The 20,858-nt window shown below is 58.7% G+C and carries 27 protein-coding genes and 1 riboswitch; of the genes, 10 read left to right on the forward strand and 17 right to left on the reverse strand.

What is annotated here, in order from left to right:
• Positions 1-4: 4 nt before the first annotated feature.
• The 3 genes from WC529_00135 to WC529_00145 are packed head-to-tail and all read right to left on the reverse strand — an operon-like array spanning position 5 to position 1,741.
• Positions 5-1,198 (reverse strand): FprA family A-type flavoprotein, encoded by a 1,194-nt coding sequence (locus WC529_00135; GenBank protein MFA5112686.1) that lies wholly within the window; start codon positions 1,196-1,198, stop codon positions 5-7.
• Positions 1,195-1,356, reverse strand: a complete 162-nt coding sequence (locus WC529_00140; protein MFA5112687.1) for a rubredoxin — start codon at positions 1,354-1,356, stop codon at positions 1,195-1,197. Before WC529_00140 ends, WC529_00135 begins: the two co-directional genes overlap by 4 nt.
• A 4-nt stretch (positions 1,357-1,360) precedes the next feature.
• Positions 1,361-1,741: a desulfoferrodoxin gene (locus WC529_00145; protein MFA5112688.1), complete on the reverse strand. Its 381-nt coding sequence runs from the start codon at positions 1,739-1,741 to the stop codon at positions 1,361-1,363.
• 91 nt (positions 1,742-1,832) lie between these two features.
• Here WC529_00145 and WC529_00150 point away from each other — a divergent pair, with 91 nt between their 5' ends.
• On the forward strand, positions 1,833-2,360 hold the full coding sequence (locus WC529_00150) for a ferritin family protein (GenBank protein ID MFA5112689.1): 528 nt from the start codon (positions 1,833-1,835) through the stop codon (positions 2,358-2,360).
• On the opposite strand, the gene WC529_00155 is transcribed toward WC529_00150, so the two are convergent.
• From WC529_00155 to WC529_00175, 5 genes are read right to left on the reverse strand one after another with little or no spacing between them, the layout of a single operon-like run.
• Positions 2,357-3,226: a VIT1/CCC1 transporter family protein gene (locus tag WC529_00155; protein ID MFA5112690.1), complete on the reverse strand. Its 870-nt coding sequence runs from the start codon at positions 3,224-3,226 to the stop codon at positions 2,357-2,359. The two genes, WC529_00150 and WC529_00155, sit on opposite strands and share 4 nt — an antisense overlap.
• Positions 3,223-3,984 (reverse strand): zinc transporter ZupT, encoded by a 762-nt coding sequence (gene zupT / locus WC529_00160; protein MFA5112691.1) that lies wholly within the window; start codon positions 3,982-3,984, stop codon positions 3,223-3,225. Before zupT ends, WC529_00155 begins: the two co-directional genes overlap by 4 nt.
• Entirely contained in the window at positions 3,981-5,099 is a 1,119-nt protein-coding gene (locus WC529_00165; protein MFA5112692.1) for a SufD family Fe-S cluster assembly protein, read from the reverse strand. The genes zupT and WC529_00165 overlap by 4 nt, the downstream gene beginning before the upstream one ends.
• On the reverse strand, positions 5,092-5,814 hold the full coding sequence (locus WC529_00170; protein MFA5112693.1) for an ABC transporter ATP-binding protein: 723 nt from the start codon (positions 5,812-5,814) through the stop codon (positions 5,092-5,094). Before WC529_00170 ends, WC529_00165 begins: the two co-directional genes overlap by 8 nt.
• A 9-nt stretch (positions 5,815-5,823) precedes the next feature.
• Positions 5,824-6,735: an FAD-dependent oxidoreductase gene (locus WC529_00175; protein ID MFA5112694.1), complete on the reverse strand. Its 912-nt coding sequence runs from the start codon at positions 6,733-6,735 to the stop codon at positions 5,824-5,826.
• A gap of 80 nt (positions 6,736-6,815) precedes the next feature.
• On the opposite strand from WC529_00175, the gene WC529_00180 reads away from it, so the two are divergent.
• The 3 genes from WC529_00180 to WC529_00190 are packed head-to-tail and all read left to right on the forward strand — an operon-like array spanning position 6,816 to position 9,278.
• Entirely contained in the window at positions 6,816-7,988 is a 1,173-nt protein-coding gene (locus tag WC529_00180) for a PAS domain S-box protein (protein MFA5112695.1), read from the forward strand.
• Positions 7,985-8,416, forward strand: coding sequence for a GNAT family N-acetyltransferase (locus tag WC529_00185; GenBank protein MFA5112696.1), 432 nt, complete (start codon positions 7,985-7,987; stop codon positions 8,414-8,416). Before WC529_00180 ends, WC529_00185 begins: the two co-directional genes overlap by 4 nt.
• Positions 8,391-9,278: a phosphatidylglycerol lysyltransferase domain-containing protein gene (locus WC529_00190; protein ID MFA5112697.1), complete on the forward strand. Its 888-nt coding sequence runs from the start codon at positions 8,391-8,393 to the stop codon at positions 9,276-9,278. Before WC529_00185 ends, WC529_00190 begins: the two co-directional genes overlap by 26 nt.
• Here the strand turns inward: WC529_00190 and WC529_00195 are convergent.
• From WC529_00195 to WC529_00205, 3 genes are all read right to left on the reverse strand, one after another.
• The gene (locus tag WC529_00195) at positions 9,265-10,311 is read right to left on the reverse strand and encodes an AIR synthase family protein (protein MFA5112698.1); all 1,047 of its coding nucleotides are present in this window, start codon (positions 10,309-10,311) and stop codon (positions 9,265-9,267) included. The two genes, WC529_00190 and WC529_00195, sit on opposite strands and share 14 nt — an antisense overlap.
• Positions 10,302-10,412, reverse strand: a riboswitch (TPP riboswitch). Its footprint overlaps the gene before it by 10 nt.
• Entirely contained in the window at positions 10,408-10,638 is a 231-nt protein-coding gene (locus WC529_00200) for a glutaredoxin domain-containing protein (protein MFA5112699.1), read from the reverse strand. Its footprint overlaps the riboswitch before it by 5 nt.
• Positions 10,638-10,835, reverse strand: a complete 198-nt coding sequence (locus WC529_00205; protein MFA5112700.1) for a DUF1858 domain-containing protein — start codon at positions 10,833-10,835, stop codon at positions 10,638-10,640. The genes WC529_00200 and WC529_00205 overlap by 1 nt, the downstream gene beginning before the upstream one ends.
• A gap of 53 nt (positions 10,836-10,888) precedes the next feature.
• On the opposite strand from WC529_00205, the gene panD reads away from it, so the two are divergent.
• Both panD and WC529_00215 read left to right on the forward strand, forming a co-directional pair.
• Positions 10,889-11,230 carry an aspartate 1-decarboxylase gene (gene panD, locus WC529_00210; GenBank protein ID MFA5112701.1) on the forward strand — a complete coding sequence of 114 codons (342 nt, stop codon included), beginning with the start codon at positions 10,889-10,891 and terminating at the stop codon, positions 11,228-11,230.
• Positions 11,227-11,409, forward strand: a complete 183-nt coding sequence (locus tag WC529_00215; GenBank protein ID MFA5112702.1) for a hypothetical protein — start codon at positions 11,227-11,229, stop codon at positions 11,407-11,409. The genes panD and WC529_00215 overlap by 4 nt, the downstream gene beginning before the upstream one ends.
• A gap of 4 nt (positions 11,410-11,413) precedes the next feature.
• On the opposite strand, the gene WC529_00220 is transcribed toward WC529_00215, so the two are convergent.
• Positions 11,414-12,766 (reverse strand): hypothetical protein, encoded by a 1,353-nt coding sequence (locus tag WC529_00220; GenBank protein ID MFA5112703.1) that lies wholly within the window; start codon positions 12,764-12,766, stop codon positions 11,414-11,416.
• A gap of 84 nt (positions 12,767-12,850) precedes the next feature.
• Here WC529_00220 and hisG point away from each other — a divergent pair, with 84 nt between their 5' ends.
• Positions 12,851-13,726 (forward strand): ATP phosphoribosyltransferase, encoded by an 876-nt coding sequence (hisG, locus tag WC529_00225; GenBank protein MFA5112704.1) that lies wholly within the window; start codon positions 12,851-12,853, stop codon positions 13,724-13,726.
• Here hisG and WC529_00230 read toward each other — a convergent pair.
• Genes WC529_00230 through WC529_00240 form a run of 3 tightly spaced genes read right to left on the reverse strand, consistent with a single transcriptional unit; the run spans position 13,716 to position 16,113 of the window.
• Positions 13,716-13,964 carry an acyl carrier protein gene (locus WC529_00230; GenBank protein ID MFA5112705.1) on the reverse strand — a complete coding sequence of 83 codons (249 nt, stop codon included), beginning with the start codon at positions 13,962-13,964 and terminating at the stop codon, positions 13,716-13,718. The two genes, hisG and WC529_00230, sit on opposite strands and share 11 nt — an antisense overlap.
• A complete protein-coding gene (locus WC529_00235; GenBank protein ID MFA5112706.1) occupies positions 13,961-15,565 on the reverse strand; it encodes an AMP-binding protein in 1,605 nt (534 codons plus the stop codon). The genes WC529_00230 and WC529_00235 overlap by 4 nt, the downstream gene beginning before the upstream one ends.
• Positions 15,562-16,113: a YIP1 family protein gene (locus WC529_00240; protein MFA5112707.1), complete on the reverse strand. Its 552-nt coding sequence runs from the start codon at positions 16,111-16,113 to the stop codon at positions 15,562-15,564. Before WC529_00240 ends, WC529_00235 begins: the two co-directional genes overlap by 4 nt.
• A 65-nt stretch (positions 16,114-16,178) precedes the next feature.
• Here WC529_00240 and WC529_00245 point away from each other — a divergent pair, with 65 nt between their 5' ends.
• Genes WC529_00245 through WC529_00255 form a run of 3 tightly spaced genes read left to right on the forward strand, consistent with a single transcriptional unit; the run spans position 16,179 to position 20,048 of the window.
• The gene (locus tag WC529_00245) at positions 16,179-17,411 is read left to right on the forward strand and encodes a hypothetical protein (GenBank protein MFA5112708.1); all 1,233 of its coding nucleotides are present in this window, start codon (positions 16,179-16,181) and stop codon (positions 17,409-17,411) included.
• Positions 17,411-18,916, forward strand: coding sequence for an MBL fold metallo-hydrolase (locus WC529_00250; protein MFA5112709.1), 1,506 nt, complete (start codon positions 17,411-17,413; stop codon positions 18,914-18,916). The genes WC529_00245 and WC529_00250 overlap by 1 nt, the downstream gene beginning before the upstream one ends.
• Complete coding sequence (locus tag WC529_00255; protein ID MFA5112710.1) at positions 18,909-20,048, forward strand: hypothetical protein; 1,140 nt, start codon at positions 18,909-18,911, stop codon at positions 20,046-20,048. Before WC529_00250 ends, WC529_00255 begins: the two co-directional genes overlap by 8 nt.
• On the opposite strand, the gene WC529_00260 is transcribed toward WC529_00255, so the two are convergent.
• Together WC529_00260 and WC529_00265 are read right to left on the reverse strand one after the other, a co-directional pair.
• Complete coding sequence (locus WC529_00260) at positions 20,040-20,315, reverse strand: acylphosphatase (GenBank protein ID MFA5112711.1); 276 nt, start codon at positions 20,313-20,315, stop codon at positions 20,040-20,042. The two genes, WC529_00255 and WC529_00260, sit on opposite strands and share 9 nt — an antisense overlap.
• Positions 20,315-20,824, reverse strand: a complete 510-nt coding sequence (locus WC529_00265; GenBank protein ID MFA5112712.1) for a flavin reductase family protein — start codon at positions 20,822-20,824, stop codon at positions 20,315-20,317. Before WC529_00265 ends, WC529_00260 begins: the two co-directional genes overlap by 1 nt.
• Positions 20,825-20,858: the final 34 nt, after the last annotated feature.

Genomic DNA, 20,858 nt, shown 5'->3' on the forward strand with positions numbered 1-20,858 from the left:
CGTCTTACTCCTTTCTCACTAACGGGTCGTTCTGGTGCTTATTATATATGATTTCGGCCAGCTGGTCGAGCGCCGCCAGATCGGCCGGTTTCGGATATCCTTTAACGATCACCGGCGGGATGATCTCAACTTTCAGGTTGGGCAGCAGCCCGACGAGCGTCTCGGCCATTTTCCCGCCCCAGCCGAACGAGCCAAGGAGTGAAGCGTACCTGGTCTTGGGCCGCAAGGCGTTCGCCAGGTATGCGGCGTAGACCGCGGCCGGATGCGGGCCGGCCAGCACGGTCGGCGAACCGATCACCACCGTCGCCGCGTCGACCAGCGCCATGGCCAGCTCGCCGACGTCGGTCCGCGGCAGGTTGAACGGTTTGACCGCGATCCCTTTCTTGATCAAGGCGCCGATGAAGCGGTCAGCCATGGCCGCCGTACTCCCGTGCATCGAAACATAAGGAAAGACGACCTCGTTCTTGACTTGGTCGGCAGCCCACTCTTTATAAGCGTTGATAATGAATGCCGGGCGCCGGTAAACGGGGCCGTGGCTCGGCGCGATCAGCGTAAAGCCGAGGTCTTTGAGCTTGTCCAGGTTAGTTTTGATCTGCGTCCGGAACGGCAGCATGATCTCCGCGAAATAGCGCTTCGCCGAACGGTAGACCGCCGGCTCGTCGACCGCGTAAAGCTCGCTGTCCGCCCGGTGCGACCCGAAAAAGTCGCAAGTAAAAAGGACCTGGTCCTCTTTCAGGTAGGTGACCAGGGTTTCCGGCCAGTGGACCCAGGGGGTAAAGATGAACTGCAGGGTCTTATCGCCGAGCGAGAGCGTTTCGCCGTCCTTGATGATAATAAACCTCTCATCCGGCACCAGCAGATGCTCTTTGAGCTCGTCGGCGCACTTCTGGTTGGTCACTACCTTGGCCATGGGGTACGCGGCCAAGACCGCCGGGATCGCCCCGGAATGGTCCTGTTCGCCGTGGTGCGCAACGACATAGTCCAGCTTGCCGATCGCCAGCTCCCGGAGGTTCGCGAGCAGCTCGCGCTCCTTGGTCGGGTCGACCGTATCGATCAGCGCCGTCTTTTCGCTCCCCCGGATCAGGTAGGAATTATAAGTAGTGCCGTCGGGGAGCGGGATCAGTTCGTCAAACAAGCGCCGGTCCCAGTCGAGCGCGCCGACCGCCCAAATATTATCTTTGAGCAGGCGGGCGGTCACGCCTGGGCCTCGAACTGGCTCTTGTCGGCGCCGCAAACCGGGCAAACCCAGCTGTCCGGGATCTGCTCAAAGGCTGTCCCGGGAGCGATCCCATTGTCCGGATCGCCGAGCGCCGGGTCGTAAACGTAGCCGCAAACCTTACAGACGTATTTTTTCATTCCGCTATTCCTTTGCCATCCAAAGCCCGTGGATGTTGCAATATTCCCGGGCGGTGACATTGTGGGCGGTCACTTCGAAAAAGGCTTCCGGTTTGTCCCCCGGCCGCAGGAACTTGCGGTAGGTCAAACCGCCGGCCACCAGCTCGATCCATTCGATGTAATGTTTCTCTTCCATCGGGTGCGGCACCGCGCCGATCTTGACCAGCAAACCCCGTTCGCTCCGCTCGATCACCGGCACGTGCTTTTCCTTGGCCGCGTCCACGGTATTTTCCGCCATATGCTTCATCGGTTTACCGCAGCAGACCAGCTCGCCGTCGCCCGCGTGGAGCACTTCAACGATGTTCCCGCAAACTTCGCACTTATAGATCCCTAACAAACTTGCCATATAAAGGCACCTCCTGGGTCATTCTCTCAAATCTCCTTGTTCAAGGCAACTCCCTTTGTTACAATGCCAGAATATTACCGGGAGGGAAATAATGGATATTAAACCGGACGTCAAGCTCTCGATCGAACTGGAAGAAAAGGGGTACGCTTTCTATACTGCAACGGCAAAGAAAACAAGTAACCCGCTGGCCGCCTCAACCCTGGCCAGTCTGGCCGAACGAGAGCTGGAACATATTAAACGGATCGGTGAATTCTATCGGAGCCTGACCGGAGAAAAACCGCTGATCGACAACTGGCTGGCGACCGTTGAGATCCCGCCGACCAAAGAAGAACTGCTCCGGCCGATCTTCAGCCGGTTAAAAACCGGTCTGAACAAAAAATTCGAATCAGCCGATGATATCAACGAAGCTTATCAGATCGCCGAAGGGCTGGAACGGGACAGTTTTACGCTGTATGACAAGATCTCGCAGGGCAGCGACGACCCAACCGCCCGAAAGTTTTACGCTGCCTTGGCTCAGGAGGAAAGAGAGCACTACGCCATTCTTGATGAAACCTTACAATACCTGAACCGCCCCGCGGACTGGTTCCGCGAACAGGAACGCTGGATCGTTGAAGGTTAGAGGTTGACTCCGAGCAGTTGCCTGGCCAGCAAGCCGACCAGAAAGCTCAGGCCGGCTACCCCCAGGCTAACGCCGACCATCTCGAGAAAACGCCGCCGGAAAGAGCCCCCGCGGACCACGGAATAATAGTAGGTAAAACAAAAGATCACGATGATCGCTCCGGTCAACGCTAACAACAAAGAAACATAAGGGTTGCCGAGCAGCAGGAACGGCAGGATCAACACCGTCACGGCGATCACGTAAGCTATCCCGGTATAAACCGCGGCGCGGAGCGGGTTCTTTGCTCCCCCTTCCGCCTTGGTCGAGAGGTATTCGGAAGCGGCCATGGAAAGCGCAGCGGCGATCCCGGTGATCAACCCGGCAACGCCGACCAGCTTGGCGTTCTGCAGCGCAAAGGTTAACCCGGCCAGGGTTCCGGTCAGTTCAACCAGCGCGTCGTTCAGGCCAAGGACAACGGAGCCGATATACTGCAGCCGCTCCTCGTCGATCAGGGCGATCAGCTCTTTTTCGTGCCCCTCTTCTTCCCTTTTGACCTGCGCCGCTTCCGGCACTACCGCAGCGATCCGGCCGTAAGCGTCTTGCGCCCCTTCTTCCCCGCTCTCCATCAGCTTGATCGCGAAGGTCACTCCCAATAATTTGGCCAATAACTGATAGCGCCGCACTTTAAAACGGTCGGGCGGAACCTCTTGGCCGGTGATCTTGCGCCAGATCCCGTAATGGCGGAGCTCGTCGCCCGCGATCCGCCGCAGAACGTCCTTGTTGCGCTCGGACCTTTCCGTTGCGGCCAGCAGCAGATAGATCAGGTGCTCGGTGATCTCGTTGCGCTGGAAAACAAGGAGCTGTTGCTTGATCCGTTCGTCGATCATAACATCATCAACCAAAGGCTGAGGGCCATGACCATCATCCCGCCGATAAAACCGGCGATGCTCAGGTGTTCGTGGCCGCAGGCGCGCGAGGTCGGCACCAGCTCGTCGATCGAGATAAAGACCATGATCCCGGCTACGGCCGCCAGGATGTACCCCAGCAGCACCTGGTTCAGGAACGGCATCAGGAAAAGCGCCGCGATCACTGCCCCCAGCGGCTCAGCCAAACCGGAGAATGCCGACCAGAGAAAGGCCTTGCGCCGGCTCCCGGTCGCCGCGTAGACCGGCACGGAAACGGCTATCCCTTCGGGGATATTATGCAGGGCGATCGCGACGGCAATGGCGATCCCCAGTTTGACGTTGAACAAACCGCCGGCAAAGACCGCCAACCCCTCGGGGAAATTATGGATGGCGATACCCAAAGCGACAAAGAGACCGGTACGCAGCAAATTCTTGCTAATGTGGTGCTGGTCGGTCAGGTTATGTTCGGCCAGGTAATCGTGCGGAATAGCGTTGTCGATCAAGAACATCACCAGCAGGCCGCCGAAAAAAGCCACATGGGCCGGGCCGAAACCGACCAAGTGGATCCCCTGCCCCAGCAGCTCGACAAAAGAGACCAGGATCATGACCCCGGCCGAGAAACCGAGCGTGGCCGCCATAAAGCGGCTGCTCGGCTTGTGGTAGATGATGCCGAGAAAACTGCCGATGATCGTCGCCAGACCGGCCAGGCCGGATAATAACAACGCGAACCAGATGTTCATATCGCCAACTCCATTTCCATTAATTTGTCGACTTCCTTTTTCAGCTTATCAGGTAAACCGACCAAGTCAACCTTGAGGAACCCGCGGATGATCGCCGCGGTCGCTTCGTCGGCCGAGAGGCCGCGGGACATCAGATAAAGGATCTCTTTTTCGGCGATCTTGCCGACCGCCGCTTCGTGCGACATCTCCAAATTCTCCCGCTGCGCTTCCAGCTCGGGGATCGCGTGGATCGACGCGGTCGGCGACAGGACCAGGCCGCGGCATTCGATGTGCGCCTTTATGCCCGGCACCGCGCCAATCATGTGGCCGCGGGCAAAGATCCGCGCCCGGTCGGTCGCGACCGCCCGGGCGATGTTCTCGGCGCTCGTCCCCTCCGCCTTCAGGATCGCGCGAAACCCGGTATCGATCACGGAATCTTTCTTGCCGTAAACGACCGAGCTCGAGACGACCCTCGCCCCGCGCCCGTTCAAATGCACGGTCGGATAAAGTTGCAGCATCTTGACCGGCTTAAGACAGATGTAATTACTGATAAAAGTTCCGCCCTCAGCAACGTGCGCCACGGTCCGGGGCCGGACCTCGACCTCCTCCGCCCAATTGTGGACCATGGTAAAAGTAATACTGGCATTTTTCTTGATAAAGAACTCGGAAACCCCGATATGCATCCCGCTTTTAATATGGGTAGCGATCGTGCAGCCGGTGATAATATGCAAATGCGAACCTTCTTCCGCGATGATGACGTTGTGGACCTTCTGCGCCATCCCTTCTTTACCGATGTAAAGACAGGCCTGGAGCGGATAGATCGTCTCCACCCCCGGCGCGGTCCGGATAAAATAGCCTTTCGGCGCCTGTTCGGCGGCGGCCGCTTTGGTGAATTCGTCCTTGTGCGGGTCGACCGCCTGCCAGAAATACTCTTTCAGCCCGCCATATTTCCGCAGCGCCGCCTCCGTGCTCAACATTTCGACGCCCGGCTGGACCGAGCGGGCGCAGAGGACTTGCTGGTCGACCTGAAAGAACGAGCCGGACCGCTCTTTTTCGCTCGGATCGACGCCGACCAGCAGGGAGGTTTCCTGGACGTTCGGCGGCAGTTCGCTTAATTTGTTTATTGCATTATTCATCGTGCTTCCTCACCCGGCACTTAACGCAGCCTTCATAACCTTTTTGCTTGATATCCTCCAGGATCCCTTTTGGGTCGCCGCTGCAGACCAGTGCCCCATCATAGAGAACGCACGCCCTGGTCACTTCGATATAATTTAGAATATACCCCTGATGCGTAATGATCAGCCCGGAATTAAGTTTTAGATAATCGTTGATCCGTTTGCCGAGCAGTTCCACGTTTTCCAGATCAACGCCGGAATCGGGCTCGTCGAACAGCGCCAGCGCCGGCCGCTGGGCGATGAGCTGGAGCAGTTCGGAGCGCTTGACCTCGCCGCCGGAAAACCCGAGGTTGATGTCGCGGCCCAGGAACTCGGTCAGGTTCAGCGCCGCCGCGTTCTGCGCCATTTCCGCCGGCGTGATCGCCGGCCGGCAAACGGTCAGCATCTCGCTCAGCTTAATGCCGCGGATGGCCGGGGGATTTTGGAAAGAGACGCCGAGGCCGAGCTTGACCCGCTCATTGGTCGGCAACGCCGTAATGTCGCGCCCCTGGAAGAATATCTTCCCCTTGGTCACCTGATAACCGGGATAACCGAGGAGCGCGTAGATCAGCGAGCTTTTCCCGGCGCCGTTCGGGCCGAACATCACCGCCTTTTCCCCCCGGTGGAGGACGAAATGCAGCCCCCGCAGTATCTCCCGCCCGCCGACTTGTAAATGCAGGTCATCGATCCTGAGCAGTTCTTCCATTTAGTGCCTCGTCAGAAAACGAAAAGCGGAAAGCGCCGCTTTCGCCCCTTCCCCGGCGGCCACGATGATCTGTTTTTCCGGCACGTCGGTCACGTCGCCGGCGGCAAAGAAACCGGGGACCGCGGTCTCGGTCGCGCTGTTGACCACGATCTCGCCGCGCTCGTTCTTCGCCGCAAAATCGGCGCAATTCGCGTTAGGGACCAGGCCGACCTCGATAAAGGCCCCTTCCACCGCCAGCTCTTTTTTCAGCCCAAAAAGCTCGAGCCTGATCCCTTTGAGGAACCGTTCGCCGAAGAACTCCAGCACTTTTGTTTCGCACAGGATCTCGACCCGGGATGATTTTCTCAATTTATCGATCATTACCGCGTCGCCGGTGAACTCCTTGCCGTTCGTAATGACGTAAACTTTCTTCGCGATCCGGTCCAGTTGCAGGGCGGCGTCCAGGGCGGAATTCCCCCCACCGATCACGGCCACCTCCTTACCGCCAAAGAGCGGCGCGTCGCAGGTGGCGCAGAAGTTGACCCCTTTGCGTAAATATTTCGCTTCGCCGGGAACGTTGAGCAGGCGGGGCCTTTTGCCGGTCGCCATGATGACCGTTTTCGCCGCCAGCTCTTCGCCGTTCTGCAGGACGACCGCAAAGCCCTGTTCCGCCTGCCTGATCGCCGTCACTTCCTCGCCTTCTTTTAATTCGAACTGGAAAGCTTTGAGGTGTTCCCGCAATTTCGTGACCAGTTCAAACCCGCTGATGTACTGATAGCCGGGATAGTTGCCGATCTCGCCCGACCAGGCCGCCTGGCCGCCGATATCCCGGGAGACCAAGGTAAAATCGAGCTTCTTCCGGGCAGCGTAGACCGCGGCGGTGATCCCCGCCGGCCCCGCCCCGACAATGATCAATTCCTTAATTGTTGCCATACACACTATTTTAGCATATAATCCCTAGCGGGTCAGAGTAAAAGAGCCGCATTTTGCCGGCCGAGGAGAAGAAGACGAAAATGTTCAATATCATCAGCGTCGTGCTCGGCACCGTGCTGCTCGGCCTCTCACTTAACTACTTCTGGCTGACATGGCGCAACTACGGACAAAAAAGCTTGTTCGGCTGGTGGATCGCCCTGAGCGTTTTACTCGGCGGTTTTATCTTCGGCTATCTCGTTTATCTGGTCAACCTGATCACGAGCAAGAATCACTATCTGGAGGGGACCGTGGTCGCCCAGGTCTTTTTTTGGGGAGCGCTCTTCACTTTTTGCTGCGCCAACCTGCTCGCTGCCACGCTGAAAGCGCGGCAGGAATTGGCAGAGCTGGAATTAAGAGAGGCCGCCCGGCTGAAAGCGATCTTCCAGATGATCCCCGATCTATTGTTCATTACCGACAGCCAAGGAAAGATCGTCGATTACCAGGCCGGCAGGGAATCGGACCTGTTCGTCCCGCCCAACGTCTTTATGAACCGCCCGGTCTCCGATATTCTCCCCGTGCCGACCGGCCAACGGGCTCAGCAGGCGATCAGTGAAGCGCTGCGCAATAACCGGCTGATCACCATTGAATACAGCTTGCCGCTCAAGGCCGGCGAACAGTATTTCCAGGCCAGCATTTCCCCGGCCGGCCACGAACAGGCGCTGGTGATCGTCCGGAACATCACGGAGCGCAAAACGGCGGAGTCCAAGCTGGCCAAATCGGAGGAGACGTTCCGCACGCTGGCGGAATCGTCCCCCAGCATGATCTTTATCAACCAACAAGGGCGGGTAGTTTTCACGAACAAAAAAGCGGTCGAAATGCTGGGCTATTCCCTTGAGGAGTTTTATCGCCCCGATTTCAATTATTTGCATTTGATCGCGCCGGAATATCTCGAGCGGGTCAAACAAAACATGCAAAGCCATCTGGCCGGAGCGGAGATCGCTCCTTACGAGTACGCGCTGATCGCCAAGGACGGCCGGCGGATCGCCACCACCATCGCGACGAAACTGATCAAATACGGCGACGGCCCGGCGATCCTGGGGGTCGTGACCGACATCAGCGCGCTCAAGAGCGCTGAACGATCGCTCCGGGACTCGGCCGCCGATCTCAAGCAGATCAGCGATCTCGCCGTCGGGCGCGAGCTAAAAATGGTCGAGCTGGAAAAAGAGGTCGACGCGCTCCGCGCCCAGCTCGGGAAAGAACCAAAGTACAAGTGATCACGATCAGGCCAGCTGCGCCGGCCGATCTCCCCGGGATCGCCGCGGTCCTTGACGCCGCCGACCTCCGCTACTCCGCGGAAACGCTCGATCACTTTACTGTCGCCGAGACCGTCGGCCGGATCGTCGGCGTCGTCCGGCTCGAAGAACACCCGCAGTTTTTTTTCCTAACTTCGCTTGGCGTTCTCCCGGCCCGGGAAAAACAAGGGATCGCTACCGCCCTGCTCCAGTCGGTATTGTCCGATAAAAAGAAACCCGTTTATCTTTACACGATCATCCCCGGCTTTTTCCGGCGTTTTGGTTTCCAGGAAACCGCGCCGCTCGCCGGTCTCCCGGCGAAAGCGGTCTACGGCTGCGACCAATGCCTCCCCGGCCAATGCGCCGTCATGGTAAAATATCCGGATGATCCCCCATTATCCCGACTTTAGACCGCTCTCGCTCGAGGACAAGGCGCTGCTGGTGCGTCAGCTGCGGGCAACTTCGCGGGAGATCTGCGAACTCTCTCTCGGCAACCTTTTCGTCTGGCGGGAATTCGACCGGCCGCAAGTCACCTGCATCAATAATAATACCTGCGTTTTGCTCGACCCGCCGAATGAACCCGCCTATTTTCTCGAGCCGCTCGGCCGTAATAACCTGGGCGATACGACCCGGGTGATGTTGAAACATAGCGGACGCGTTTCCCGGGTTTCCCGGAGCTTTGCCGATCTTTTGCCAAAAGATCATTATCATTTTTCCCCGCTCCGCAACCAGTTCGACTATCTCTATTTGCGGACCGATCTGGCCGAACTAAAAGGACGGAAATACGACGGCAAGCGGAACCACCTGAAAAGGTTCCAGGCCAGATACCCCGATTACCGGTTCGTGGCGCTAACCCCGGGACATAAAAAAGAGGCTTTAACTTTATTTGAAAAGTGGTTTCAGGTCCGTGAAGAGTCGCGTTATTTCCCCCGCCTCGCTTATATTTCGCAAAAAGGAGCCATTACTGAAGCTTTTGCTCTTTTTAAGCCGCTCAACTTTCTGGGCGGCGCCTTGATGGTCAATGGGCAAATGAAAGGGTTTACTCTGGGCAGCAAGCTCAACCCGGAAACGGTTTCCGTCCACTTTCTCTACAGCGACCCGGAGCTCTCGGGCGGTTTCCAGACGACGCTCTGGGAAGCGAATAATAAATGCTTTAGCGGCTTTAAACACATCGACCTGGAACAAGATCTGGGCATACCCGGGATCAGGAAAGCTAAGTTATCTTACCAGCCCTGTAAACTGGTCGAGAAGTTCGAGGTCAAGCCGGCTTAGAGAATTTCTCTACCAGCTGCCAGTAAGGGTCGACTTTCGGATGTGCCAGCTCCCGTTCCCGCCCCTGGCTGGCTATTTTCAAACCTTGCCGCGCCGCGGTCACTTCGCCGACGATCGCGCTCATTATCCCCGCCCGGTCAAAGGCGCCAACCAGCTTACCGGCTTCCCGCCGGTCGACGACCGCCAGCAGCGTTCCCTCGCTGATCGCGCAGAACGGGTCGAAGTCGAACAGCTCGGCTGTTCGCTTGATCACCGGCTGGACCGGGATCAGCTCCTGTTCGACCCGGAAACCGTAGCGGCCGGCCCGGGCCATTTCGTACAGACCGCCCCAGATCCCGCATTCGGTCGCGTCGTGCATCACGCGGACGCCGGGGAACCGCCGGGCGATCGCGCAATCGTCCATGACCGACATCTGGCCGAAAACCGCCGCCGCTTCCCGCTGGAATTTCCGGCCGCCGGCCCTGATGAATTGAGCGGGAAAAAGGACGGCCAAAAGCCCGGTCGTCTCGATCGCCGGCCCTTTGGTCACCACGATCAGGTCGCCCGGCTTGACCAGGGCGGGACCGCGCAGTTCCTTTTTCGGCCCGACGGCGATCGCCGTCGCCCCGCCGACCATCGGGTAATTGCAGCCGGCGTAGCGGGCGGTATGGCCCGTCACGATGCTGATCCCGTATTTTTTCGCTTCGAGGTGAACGGACTCCCACATTTGCGCCATTTGTTTTTCCGTCATTTCCGGCGGCAGGTTGAGGTCGATCGCCAGATACTTGGGCGTTAAGCCCGAGACCGCCACGTCGGAGCAGATGATGTGAAAAGCGAACCAGGCCGCTTTCTGGAAGCCGAAGGCGGGAACGATGAAGAACGGATCGGTCGACATGGCCAGGTATTGGCGGCCGACCCTGAGGACCCCGTAATCGACGCCGTGGCGGGGCCCGATAACGATCTGCTTATCCGCTTTACCTAAACGGGGATAGATGACGCGGTCAAAAAAAGCGGGATGGATCTTACCGAGCTCGGGCAGTTTTTCCTTGTTCATGTTTTTCTCCCTCCGCAGGTCTTAACCTGTTCAGGTTATTCGGGTCCTCCGATTCGCTCGGAGCTCTCAACGCCCCCACAGGCGTTCCCCGGGCTGCTACTTAAGATTTAGCAGCTGCTTGATCTTACTCTTATCGAAACCGACGACGATCTGGCCGTCGATGTCCAAGACCGGTACCCCCATTTGGCCCGACTTCTGGATCATTTCGTGCGCCAGGTTCTGGTTGAGGGAAACGTCGATATCGTCGAAAGCGACGTTATTCTCCGCCAGGAATTGTTTGGCCATTTTGCAGTACGGGCAAGAGGGGGTCGAGTAAACCTTGACCATCAGGCGTTCAGCTCCTGCATCAGCTCTTCTACGTCCAACCCGTGGACCTCCGCCGCCTGCTCGATCGTCTCGCCTTGGGCGATGACGCAGCCAAGGCAATGCATCCCCTTCCCCATCAGGATGCCGGCGATCAGCGGTTTCAGCTTGAGCGCCTCCGCGATCGTCATGTTCCGGTGGATCCTCAGTTCTTCCGCCATGCGGCCATTATATTTGAAAAGGACCCCTGATTCAAGTATAATAGTGCCTGAATATGCTGATCTCCGTCCTAAAATCGAAGATCCACATGGCGACGATCACCTCTACCTTGCTAAACTACGAGGGGAGCATCGCCGTTGATCCCCTCCTCCTTAAAGCGTCCGGCCTGATCGCCGGCGAAAAGGTCCATGTCCTGAATTTCGACAACGGCAAGCGCTTCGAGACTTACATTATAATCGGCAAAAAAGGGGAAATATCGCTCCGCGGCCCGGCCGCGAAAATGGGCAAAAAAGGCCAGAAAGTGATCATCCTCTCTTACGGCTTTGCAGAACAAAGAAAAGCGGGCAAGATCAAACCGCAGATCGTCCATGTTGACGGGAGGAACAAGATAAAATGAAGCGACTAATGGCTGTCCTCGCCCTGCTAACGATGACCTTAAGCGCTGCTTATGCCATGGGGAGTAAACCGGCCGCACCTAAGGAAGACCCTAAATATAAACTCGAGATAATGAAGATGGAGATCGTCCCCGCCTGTGAAGTCAGCCCTGAAGCTAAGATAAACGCGCCGCAGAAATAAGCCGCTATTCCGGCCGCCCGCCCCGGCGCGCGAGTTCCTCGTTCAACAACCGGCGAAAAACCTCGGCCACCTGGCTGTTCCGGTATTTATCCGACAGGCCGAACAACTCCACTATTTGTTCCCGGGTAAAGTCCCGCACCGCCTCGTTTACCAAGCCGATTACCGCCGGATCTTTCAAGTTAGCCAAGCCGCCCAGGTCCCGGAAGTAGAAGAAAAGTTCCCGTTTTATCGCCCAGTCAACCCGCTCCGACCGCAGGAGCCGATAACGGACGCCATTGGGTAAAGAATGCCAGAGGTCCCGGTCAAGTCTCTCATCGTCCAGCGCTTTGACCGGGTATTCGCTGAGCTTGAACAGTTCGAGCAGCTCTTCCTTGTCCTGGCGTCCCAGGGGAAAACCGGTCACGAGCCGGTGAACGGCTTCGGCCGTCAGGGCGGGCGAAACCCGGTTGTCCGCTACGAGCCGGAGCAGTTCGGTCTTGCCGCCGGCCATTAACCGGGCGGTTTCCTCCTTGCTTCCCCGCCAGTGGGCAAGCGCCAGCGCGCTCTGCCGCGTAAAAGCCTGCTCGGCTTCATCCAGGCGTTGTTCGATCTCGTCCCGGTCGAGCAGCTCCGCCCATTCTTGCCCGAAACGCTGTAAATACGTCCATTGCCAGCGGTTCTCGCCGTACAGCGCTTCTAGCCGGTCCAGGCCGATCATCATCGCGCCGCCCGGGTTGATCGACTGCGCGATATTGGCGGGATGCCCGGCGCTAAAGCCGAGCTGGCCGAGGACGTGAAAAACCCGGTCGATCCGCTGCTGCACCTGGGGATCGACAATTTCCATTTCGGGATTACTGTAATCGTCGCCCCACAAGATGTAAAAAGCATACGCGTGTTCGACCGGCAGGCTGAGCGCCCGCAAGATCTGCGCGGCGCCGATAAAGGCCCGGGGGATCAGTTCCAGCTGCAGCCGCTCGCCGTGGTTGATCTGGAGGTTGCCGCAAGTATAGAGCGATAACGCCCTGGCCGACGGTTCATAGATCAGGGTAACGCGGCCCAGTTCCCGGGGCGTTGCTCCCGCCTGAGAAAAAATGAAAGGGAAGTAAGGCTGGTCCAGGCGATCGTTGCGGCGGATCTCGGTCTGGACCGTGATCTCCGTGCTGGGAACGAATTCCGGCAGATGCAGGTGTTCCAGATCGATCCTGTCCAGCCGCCGGAAATCAAAGCAAAACCGCTCCAGGTCGGCCAATCTTTGCCGGACCGAGCTCAGTTCCCGCTTGCACAGGACCTCCCGCAGGGGACCGAGCTCTTTTCCTCCGGCTTTTATCTTAACGCCCAAAGCTCCCTGCCGGACGGCCAAAGACATAACTTTATGCATCGGTTATTTATCGTTATCCCGGGAAATAATTTCAGCTTGTTTATAATTTCTACCGGTGATAAAATCCCCTCACAGGAGGAGATCATGTCAAATACTTTAAAACTCGGTCTGCCCAAGGGGAGCCTGCAGGAATCGACTTTCGAGCTTTTTCGCAAGGCCGGCTGGAGCATTAAGCCGTCGTCCCGCTCTTACTTCCCGTCCGTCAACGACCCGGAGCTGCAAGTCACCCTGGCGCGCGCCCAGGAAATGGCCCGTTACGTCGAAGATGGTGTGATCGACGCCGGCCTGACCGGCAGCGACTGGGTGACCGATTCCGGCTGCAAGGTCAAGACGGTCGCCGATCTCGTTTACGCCAAGCAGGGGATGCGCAAGGTCCGCTGGGTCCTGGCCGTGCCGGAAAGCAGCAAGATCAAGGGTGTTAAGGACCTGAAGGGGAAAAGGATCGCGACCGAGCTGGTCAACGTCACGAAAAAATGGCTGAAAGAAAAGAAGGTCGCGGCCGACGTCGAGTTCTCCTGGGGAGCGACCGAAGCGAAGCCGCCGGAGCTGGCCGACGCGATCGTCGAGCTGACCGAGACCGGCTCCTCGCTCAAAGCGAACCACCTCAAGATCATCGATACCGTTTTGGAATCGAACACGGTGGTCATCGCCAACGCCGCCTGCCTGAACGACCCGTGGAAAAAAGAGAAGCTCGCCAGCCTGGTCATGCTCGTCCAGGGGGCGCTGAACGCGGAGACCAAGGTCGGCCTGAAGATGAACGTGATGAAAAGCCGGCTCCGCCAGGTCCTGGCCGCCCTCCCCGCTCTGCAGACGCCGACCGTGGCCGAGCTATCCAACCCCGACTGGGTGGACGTCGACACGATCGTGGATGAAAAGCTGGTCCGGGAAATGATCCCGAAACTGATCAAGGCGGGCGCCCGGGGACTGGTCGAATATCCGCTGAATAAGGTTATTTACTAGCGAGCTGCTTGCCGACCAGGGCGATCAGGTCGTTCAAGGTGTTGACCGCTTTCAGCTGGTTTTCCGGGATATTGACCCCGTATTTCTTGTCCAGCGCGGCGAAGATCTCCACTCCGAGGAGCGAATCGACGTTCAGCTCGGTGAACAGATTGGCCTCGTAACTGACTTTTTCCACCGGCAATTTGGTGATCCTGGCGACCAGCTGGCGGATCTCGCCCCTTAATTGTTCCTCGTTCATAATCCCAGCTCCTTTCGCAGTTCGAACCGCTTGATCTTGAGCAGCCTGGTCTTGGGGAACTCCTCCGCCCGCACGATCACCCGCGCGACCCGTTTGAAATCGGCGGCCGTTTCGTTGTACTTGTTGACCTCGGCCTGGACCCGCTCCGCGGACACGCCCTCTTGGGGAACGATCACCGCGACCACCTGTTCGGTCCCCCGCTTGACGCCGGTCGTCGCTTTTTCGCCCAGGATGCAGATCTCCTTGAACGCCGGGATCTTTTTCAGGCTGAACTCCAGCTCTTCCGGATAAACGTTGACCCCGGAGCCGGTCACGATCACGTCCTTGGAACGGCCGGTAATAAAGAGATGCCCGCTCTCGTCCAGGTAGCCGACATCGCCCGTAAAGAGCCAGCCGTTGATCAGCACCTTGTCGGTCAGGTCTTTCCGTTTGTAGTAGCCTTTCATGATGTTCGGCCCGGTGCCGAGTATTTCGCCGACCGGATCGTCGCCGGCGATCTTGATCGACACGCCGGGGATCGGTTTACCGACGGAGCCGATCACGTTGTCCCGGAGCGTGCAGGCGGTCAGGACCGGGGACGATTCGCTCAACCCGTACCCCTGGATGAGCGGGAAACCCATCAGGTCAAAGCCGTGGATCAGTGCCGGGTCGATCGCCGCTCCGCCGGAGACCAGGAAACGGATCTTGCCGCCGAATTTCTTATGGATAACGGCGAACAGCTTACGGCCGACGTTAAACCCGATGACGTTCCGGCAGAACCGGGAGACGGCGAACAGAAGCGAGAACAACTTGGTCTTCCCCTGTTCTTCCACGTTCCGCATGATCCCGTCGAACAGCAGCTGGTAAAGGAGCGGCACGCCCAGCATCAGGGTGACGCCGGTCTCCTGCATGTTCTGCAGCAGGTTGTACGATTTTAGGCTTTCGGCGTAAGTAACGCGGCAACCGGTGTAGAACGGGGCCAGGAAGCCGCCGGTCGTCTCAAAAGTGTGGTGGAGCGGCAGGACCGACAGAAAATTGTCGCCCGGCCCCAGTTCAAAGCAGGAAGCGCCGGAAATGGCGTTCGACAGGAGGTTGCGGTGGGTCAGCATCACCCCTTTAGGGTTCCCGGTCGTCCCGGAGGTATAAACGATCGCCGCCAGGTGGTCGAGCGTTACCAGGTTATCCGGCGCTGTCCCGTCGGGCAAGGCGTCGAAACCTTCCATAACGATCTCCCGCCCTTCAACCATCGTCCCTTTGGCGAAATCGAGGAACTTGGCCGAGAGGATGAACGCTTTAGGCGCCGCGTCGGCGATCAGCGGGGTAATGTCTTCCTTCTTCAGCATCGCGTCGAGCGGCACCACCACCGCCCCCAGCCCGGTGATCGCCAAGTAGGCGATCGGCCACTCCGGCCGGTTCTCGCCGATCAGCGCGACCCGGTCCCCAACCCCAACCCCCAGGGCGGCCAGTTTGACCTGGACTTTTTTGGCCAGCTCCGCGACCTGGCAGTAAGTGTATTGCCGGTACCGGTCGTCGCACTTGATCTGGTAAGCTACTTTATCGGCGAACTTGGCGGCGTTCCGCTCCAGCAGCTGTTTAAAGGTCAGGATCTCCGGTCCGGTCATAAGTACAGCGCTCCGCCGCCGCCGATCGAGAGGAACATCATTACCACCAAGCCAAAAAGGATGATCGTCGCGGCAAAGCCGGTCTGCTTTTCGGGCGGGGTTTCCAGCATGACCGGCAGCGCGGTGTAAAGCAGGAACGCCCCGTACAGGCCGAGCAGCGTCAACGCGCTTAAACGGGGAACCAGCTGAAAAATGCTGGATAACCAGACCGGCGTCAGCGAGTAAACCACCGTCCTGGTCGCGGCCGGCAGGTCGGCTTTGGCCGCGAAGTACGGGGCCAGGAGGCTGATCACCCAACCGCTGAAGAGGAGCGCGCCCAGCAATAATATGTAGTTTACCAGCCCGGCGGTGAACAGGTCGATCAGGAACGACCAGCTGATCATCCGTCCGCGCAGCAGCAGCAAGCGGCCGGCGGCGCTGAGCGCCGGGACCAGGGCCAACGGAGCGGCGTATCCGCGGAAAAGCCGGCCGAGCGTCACTTGTTCCCGCTTGATCGCCTGCCAGGCCTGGTCCGGTGCCACGATCAATTGATATGCCCGCTGTAACATGACTGCGAGCCATTTTAACATCGGTGCCTTGCTTCGACAAGGTGCTTTTGTTACAATTCACCATTATGGCAAAAAAACTCCTGACCGTCTTTGTCCTGCTCGCTTTCTCGGCGCAAAGCGCCCTGGCCCTGTTCGGCACCCGGCCGATGGGGATGGGCGGCGCGTTCACCGCGGTCGCCGATGACGCCAGCGCGGCCTATTGGAATCCCGCCGGCCTGGCCCTGAACCCCGAAGTATCCCTGACCGGTTCCACTCAGTTAAATAACCGGAACACCTGGATCGGCGATAACACCGCCAACCTGAAAATGTGCTACGAGGCCGACATGAACCCGTTCGTCTGGATCGCCGGCGTCGGGCTCGCTTCGGCCGTCGCCCTGCAGGGGGCCCTGTATCTTAAGGACCAGGGGGTCGTGCAAAAGAACTGGAGCCGGAGCGGCGACGGCCCCGCCCCCTCCCGCGAGGAAGCGGTGACGCCGCTGGTCCAGGGGACGACCGAGATCGTCAGCCTGAAACAAGAGTTAAAAGACCTGGCAAAAAAGATCGGCGGCGATACGAAAGAATCGGCCAAGTCGTTTGCCCGCTCTACCCGGGACACTGCCAAGGAGGTCGCCAAGAATACTCAGATCAACATCGGGTTCATCCCCTATGTTCCCCTGTGGTACCGGCCCAATTACGAGCGCCCCCACTACTGGGAACAGCCGGCCGTGGAGAGCGAAAGCACCAAGGCGCAGTTCGCGCTCGGCCTCAGCTGGCTCAACGACGTCAATCAGCCGCTCGACCAGAAAAGCAACTGGTACACCCTTTCGCTCGCCTCCGGCTTTGAGCAGCGGATCGCCGTCGGCCTCGGCGTCAACTTTTACGACCTGACCAAGATCAGCACCGACATCCGGGGGATGGGCGCCGATCTCGACGTCGGCGTCATCGCCAAGCCGGTCGAATACATCGCGGTCGGCCTGGTCACCAAGGGGGTGCTGACGACCGATTTCCATTGGCAGAACGGGCAAACGACCCGCGGTTACGAGATGCTGGTCAACGGCGGCGTTGCCGTGCAACCGCTCCCGTCGCTGACGCTGGCGGCCGACGCCCATAATATCCTGAACCAGAACGGCCAGACCGCCACGATGCATTACGGGGCGGAAGCGGTCATCCTCCCCGGCCTGCTTGCCCGCGCCGGCCTGAACGACGGCAGCAAGTCGGCCGGCCTCAGCCTGGCGGTCGGGAATTTAATAATAGACTATGCGGTCCTGGGCGGCAGTTATAACCGGACGCAGATGGTCGGGGGAACCTGGAGGTTCTAATGCCCTCCGAGGTGCTCGACGCGCTCCGGCCCAATACCTGGGAAAATCTGAAGCGCGCCTCGCCCGGCCAGCAAAAAGAGTGGATCCAGCGTAACTTCAAGGAGCTGCTCAAGACCCTCCTCTCTCTGGGCGACGAAGGGAACGGTTTCTGGAACACGATCGGCTACGCCTGCATCAACAACAACCTCTATCAGGAAGCGGAAGCGATCTACGACGAACTGATCAGGAAGCTGCAGAAACAGCACAAGAGCCTGGGGCTGCCGGCCTATTTCCGCGGTATCGCCCATTTTCTGCAAGGCCGTTTCCAGGATGCGTACGGCGACTTCAAGCTCTCGCACCAGTCCGACCTGCAGACCAAGAACTTCAATTCCCCCTCCACCCAGGCGATCGCCTACATGGAAGAAACCCTGTTCCCCACCCGGGAAATGATCAAGCAGAACCAGCTGAAGCTGGTCCGCGACCTGAACACGCCGCGCGCGCTCGGCCGGGTGATCGGGCCCAACGTCCTGCGGACGATCCACAAGTGGAATTCCGCCAGCCCCCTCTATTCCCGCGGCATCTCGCAGGGCGGCGGTTATTTCCTGACGCTGAAGAACGGCCGGGGCGAGATCAAGGGGATCGCCGTCGATCCCGGTTACGATTTTTTCAATATCTTCCGCGACCTGGGAATGGGGATCGCCGACATCGACGCGATCATCATTACCCACGACCACGACGACCACACCGAATCGGTCGAAGGGATCCTCTCCCTCCTGGCCAAATACAACGACCACAATGAACAGCGCAAAAGCAAGGTGCTCGACATCTTCGGCTCGGCCGGCGTGCTGCTCAAGTTTCACGGCCTGCTCTCGGCCACCGACCCGGGCGGCAACCGGGAGATCAATTACAAACTGCTGATCCCGGGCGCGGAGGTCGCCGAGGTGGAAGGGGCGTCGCTCCTGGACAAATACGGGTTTACCATTTCGGCCAAGTCCGCCCACCACACCGAACGCTGGACCAACCAGGAATCGGCGGTCGGCCTGGTCATCCATACCAACATCCCTTATCGCGGCGGGGAAAAAATGAGCATCGGCATTACCGGCGATACCCGCTACGAGGTGGGCCTCGGCAAGGAATACCGCGATTGCCAGGTCATTCTCCTTAATATCGGCTCGGTCGAGAAAGAGGAAGGCAAATATTTGAAGCAGCACCTCGGCATGCTCGGCTGCATCAATCTGCTGAAAGAAGCGCGGCTGGGCAAGCCGGCCCTGGCGATCCTGACCGAGTTCGGCGAAGAATTCTCCGGCCGGCGCGAGATCATCAGCCGGATCATCGAGAACTGGGCTCAGCCGATGGAAGGGGTCAAGGCGCGCGACCTGCGAGTGGTGCCGGCCGACGTTCATTTGGAGATCAAGCTGGACGACCTGAGCATCCGGGAGACCGACACCGACATTTTCTTCCCCTACAACATGATCAAGGTCGACGAAACCGACCCGGAAATATTAAAATATAAATTCAATGGTTAGATCACTGGCCGTCTTAAGGGAATCCAAGACCGACGCGCGCGGGCGCGAGGTCGAGAGCCGCGTGATCCTGACCCCGCCGCTCATCAGCCGGCTGAAAGAGCGCTTTCCCGGCTTGCAGCTCTACGTGGAAAGCAACGCCGGCGCCAAGATCGATTTTGCCGACCAGGATTACGAACAGGTCGGCGCTTACATCTGTTCGCACGCCAAAGCGCTGGAACAGGACCTGGTCCTCGGGGTCAAAGAGACCCGGCCGGAAGATTTTGCCAAGCTGCGCGACAACCTTTTTCTCTCCTACCAGCATTTCGCCCAAAGCCGGGAGCGGACCGAAGCGGCGCTCAGGACGCGAGCAACTTACCTCGCTTACGAAACGATGGAGGATGAGAGCGGTTGTTTCCCCTGCCTCGCCCCGATGAGCGAAGCGGCCGCCAAGGTCATCGCCCGCCACGCCGACGAATACGCCCTGCTCAGCAAGAAGATCATCACCTCCGGCCTGCCGGAGACCGGGCTGCACGGGGTCAAGGTCGCGATCCTGGGCGGCGGGAGCGTCGGCCGGACGGCGGCCGAAGAATTTTCCGAGCGCGGCTGCGAAGTTATCCTGCTCGAGAAGGTCCCGGCCCGGGCCAAAGCGCTGGCCGAATATTTCAAAGAACACCAGTTGCGCTATCCCAAGGTCAAAGTGTCCGAGCTTTCCCCGCAGAGCGTCCGGGACGCCCTGGCCGGCGCTTTTTTCCTGGTGACCGCGATGTATAGCGCCGGCAAACGGCCGGAAAAACTGGTCACGCTCGACCTGCTCCGCACCATGGTCCCCGGCGGCTGCGTCTACCCGGTCGACATCGATCAGGGGGGCGGCGTCGACGGCATAGTTGAGACCAGTATTCTGGAACCGTTCGATCTGCCGGTGCTCCCGGGAACGGAGGTATTCTTCTTCGCCCCGCCCAATCTCCCCTCCATGGGGGCCAGGACAACTTCCGAAGCTTTGGGCACGGTCATTCTCCCTTACTTGGTCGAGATCATCGATAAAGGGCTGGAGAAAGCGGCGGCAGAGAATAAAGTGATCGCCGGCGGGCTAAATATTAAAGCCGGCCAGATCGTCCATCCGGGATTGGCGACGGTCTTCCCCGGCCTAAAATGACTGGATAGTGAACCGTTTATATTCAGCCGTCGGCGGGAACCAGTTGAGCTTGTATTTCTCGATATAGTTATCCAATTCTTCGTTAATTGTCGCCAGAAAAGACTTGATCTCTCCCTCCTCCCCTTCGACCACTACCTCAACGCTCCCATCCGGCAAGTTACGGACGAACCCGGTCAATTTATAAGCATTGGCAACATTCTCGGCCGTAAAACGAAAACCGACCCCCTGGACCCGGCCGAAAAAAGTGGCCTCCGCCCGTTTAAGCATTATTCCCGTCCGATCTTGAACCGGTGCCCGGTAACATGGTGCAGGGTCGGCGTTTTTTCCGCTCCCTTGTCCAGCCAGGCGGCGACCACTTTCACGATAAAAAGGTTGTATTGGCCGGCCATTCTTGCGTCCACCACTTTGCATTCCAGGTTGGCAAAACATTCTTGCACCAGCGGCGCCTTGACCTTGGACGCCGGCACGGGAGTTAAACCGACCTTTTTGAACTTGTCGATCTTGCGGCCGGAGACGCTGCCGCAAGCGACCACCTTCTTCGCCAGTTTGGCGCCCGGTATGTTAATGACGAACTCTTTCGTCTTTTTAACGATCCGGAACGTGTAATTTTGGTCGCCGATGCAGCAGCCGATAAGCGGCGGGTCGAAATCGAGCGGGATCGTCCAGGCGATCGTCATCACGTTCGGCTTGCCGTTCAGGCTGGAGCTGATCAGGACCGTCGGCCCGGAACCGAGCAACCGGTAGACTTTGTCCAGGGGATATTTGGTTTTGCTCATATTTACCTCCCGCCGCAATTGTATTATAATTTAA

This window comes from Candidatus Margulisiibacteriota bacterium, assembly GCA_041650855.1.
Taxonomy (GTDB): domain Bacteria; phylum Margulisbacteria; class WOR-1; order O2-12-FULL-45-9; family XYB2-FULL-48-7; genus JALOPZ01.

What these genes read in the sequence shown, in the direction of transcription:
- WC529_00180 (MFA5112695.1), top strand. Translation starts at nt 6,816, where the DNA reads ATGTTCAATATCATCAGCGTCGTGCTCGGCACCGTGCTGCTCGGCCTC.
- WC529_00195 (MFA5112698.1), bottom strand. Translation starts at nt 10,311, where the DNA reads ATGAACAAGGAAAAACTGCCCGAGCTCGGTAAGATCCATCCCGCTTTT.
- WC529_00230 (MFA5112705.1), bottom strand. Translation starts at nt 13,964, where the DNA reads ATGAACGAGGAACAATTAAGGGGCGAGATCCGCCAGCTGGTCGCCAGG.
- WC529_00200 (MFA5112699.1), bottom strand. Translation starts at nt 10,638, where the DNA reads ATGGTCAAGGTTTACTCGACCCCCTCTTGCCCGTACTGCAAAATGGCC.
- WC529_00260 (MFA5112711.1), bottom strand. Translation starts at nt 20,315, where the DNA reads ATGCTTAAACGGGCGGAGGCCACTTTTTTCGGCCGGGTCCAGGGGGTC.
- WC529_00205 (MFA5112700.1), bottom strand. Translation starts at nt 10,835, where the DNA reads ATGGCGGAAGAACTGAGGATCCACCGGAACATGACGATCGCGGAGGCG.
- WC529_00240 (MFA5112707.1), bottom strand. Translation starts at nt 16,113, where the DNA reads ATGTTACAGCGGGCATATCAATTGATCGTGGCACCGGACCAGGCCTGG.
- WC529_00215 (MFA5112702.1), top strand. Translation starts at nt 11,227, where the DNA reads ATGAAGCGACTAATGGCTGTCCTCGCCCTGCTAACGATGACCTTAAGC.
- WC529_00255 (MFA5112710.1), top strand. Translation starts at nt 18,909, where the DNA reads ATGGTTAGATCACTGGCCGTCTTAAGGGAATCCAAGACCGACGCGCGC.
- WC529_00265 (MFA5112712.1), bottom strand. Translation starts at nt 20,824, where the DNA reads ATGAGCAAAACCAAATATCCCCTGGACAAAGTCTACCGGTTGCTCGGT.
- WC529_00150 (MFA5112689.1), top strand. Translation starts at nt 1,833, where the DNA reads ATGGATATTAAACCGGACGTCAAGCTCTCGATCGAACTGGAAGAAAAG.
- WC529_00250 (MFA5112709.1), top strand. Translation starts at nt 17,411, where the DNA reads ATGCCCTCCGAGGTGCTCGACGCGCTCCGGCCCAATACCTGGGAAAAT.
- WC529_00145 (MFA5112688.1), bottom strand. Translation starts at nt 1,741, where the DNA reads ATGGCAAGTTTGTTAGGGATCTATAAGTGCGAAGTTTGCGGGAACATC.
- WC529_00245 (MFA5112708.1), top strand. Translation starts at nt 16,179, where the DNA reads ATGGCAAAAAAACTCCTGACCGTCTTTGTCCTGCTCGCTTTCTCGGCG.
- panD (MFA5112701.1), top strand. Translation starts at nt 10,889, where the DNA reads ATGCTGATCTCCGTCCTAAAATCGAAGATCCACATGGCGACGATCACC.
- WC529_00175 (MFA5112694.1), bottom strand. Translation starts at nt 6,735, where the DNA reads ATGGCAACAATTAAGGAATTGATCATTGTCGGGGCGGGGCCGGCGGGG.
- WC529_00165 (MFA5112692.1), bottom strand. Translation starts at nt 5,099, where the DNA reads ATGAATAATGCAATAAACAAATTAAGCGAACTGCCGCCGAACGTCCAG.
- WC529_00220 (MFA5112703.1), bottom strand. Translation starts at nt 12,766, where the DNA reads ATGCATAAAGTTATGTCTTTGGCCGTCCGGCAGGGAGCTTTGGGCGTT.
- hisG (MFA5112704.1), top strand. Translation starts at nt 12,851, where the DNA reads ATGTCAAATACTTTAAAACTCGGTCTGCCCAAGGGGAGCCTGCAGGAA.
- WC529_00140 (MFA5112687.1), bottom strand. Translation starts at nt 1,356, where the DNA reads ATGAAAAAATACGTCTGTAAGGTTTGCGGCTACGTTTACGACCCGGCG.
- WC529_00190 (MFA5112697.1), top strand. Translation starts at nt 8,391, where the DNA reads ATGATCCCCCATTATCCCGACTTTAGACCGCTCTCGCTCGAGGACAAG.
- zupT (MFA5112691.1), bottom strand. Translation starts at nt 3,984, where the DNA reads ATGAACATCTGGTTCGCGTTGTTATTATCCGGCCTGGCCGGTCTGGCG.
- WC529_00155 (MFA5112690.1), bottom strand. Translation starts at nt 3,226, where the DNA reads ATGATCGACGAACGGATCAAGCAACAGCTCCTTGTTTTCCAGCGCAAC.
- WC529_00235 (MFA5112706.1), bottom strand. Translation starts at nt 15,565, where the DNA reads ATGACCGGACCGGAGATCCTGACCTTTAAACAGCTGCTGGAGCGGAAC.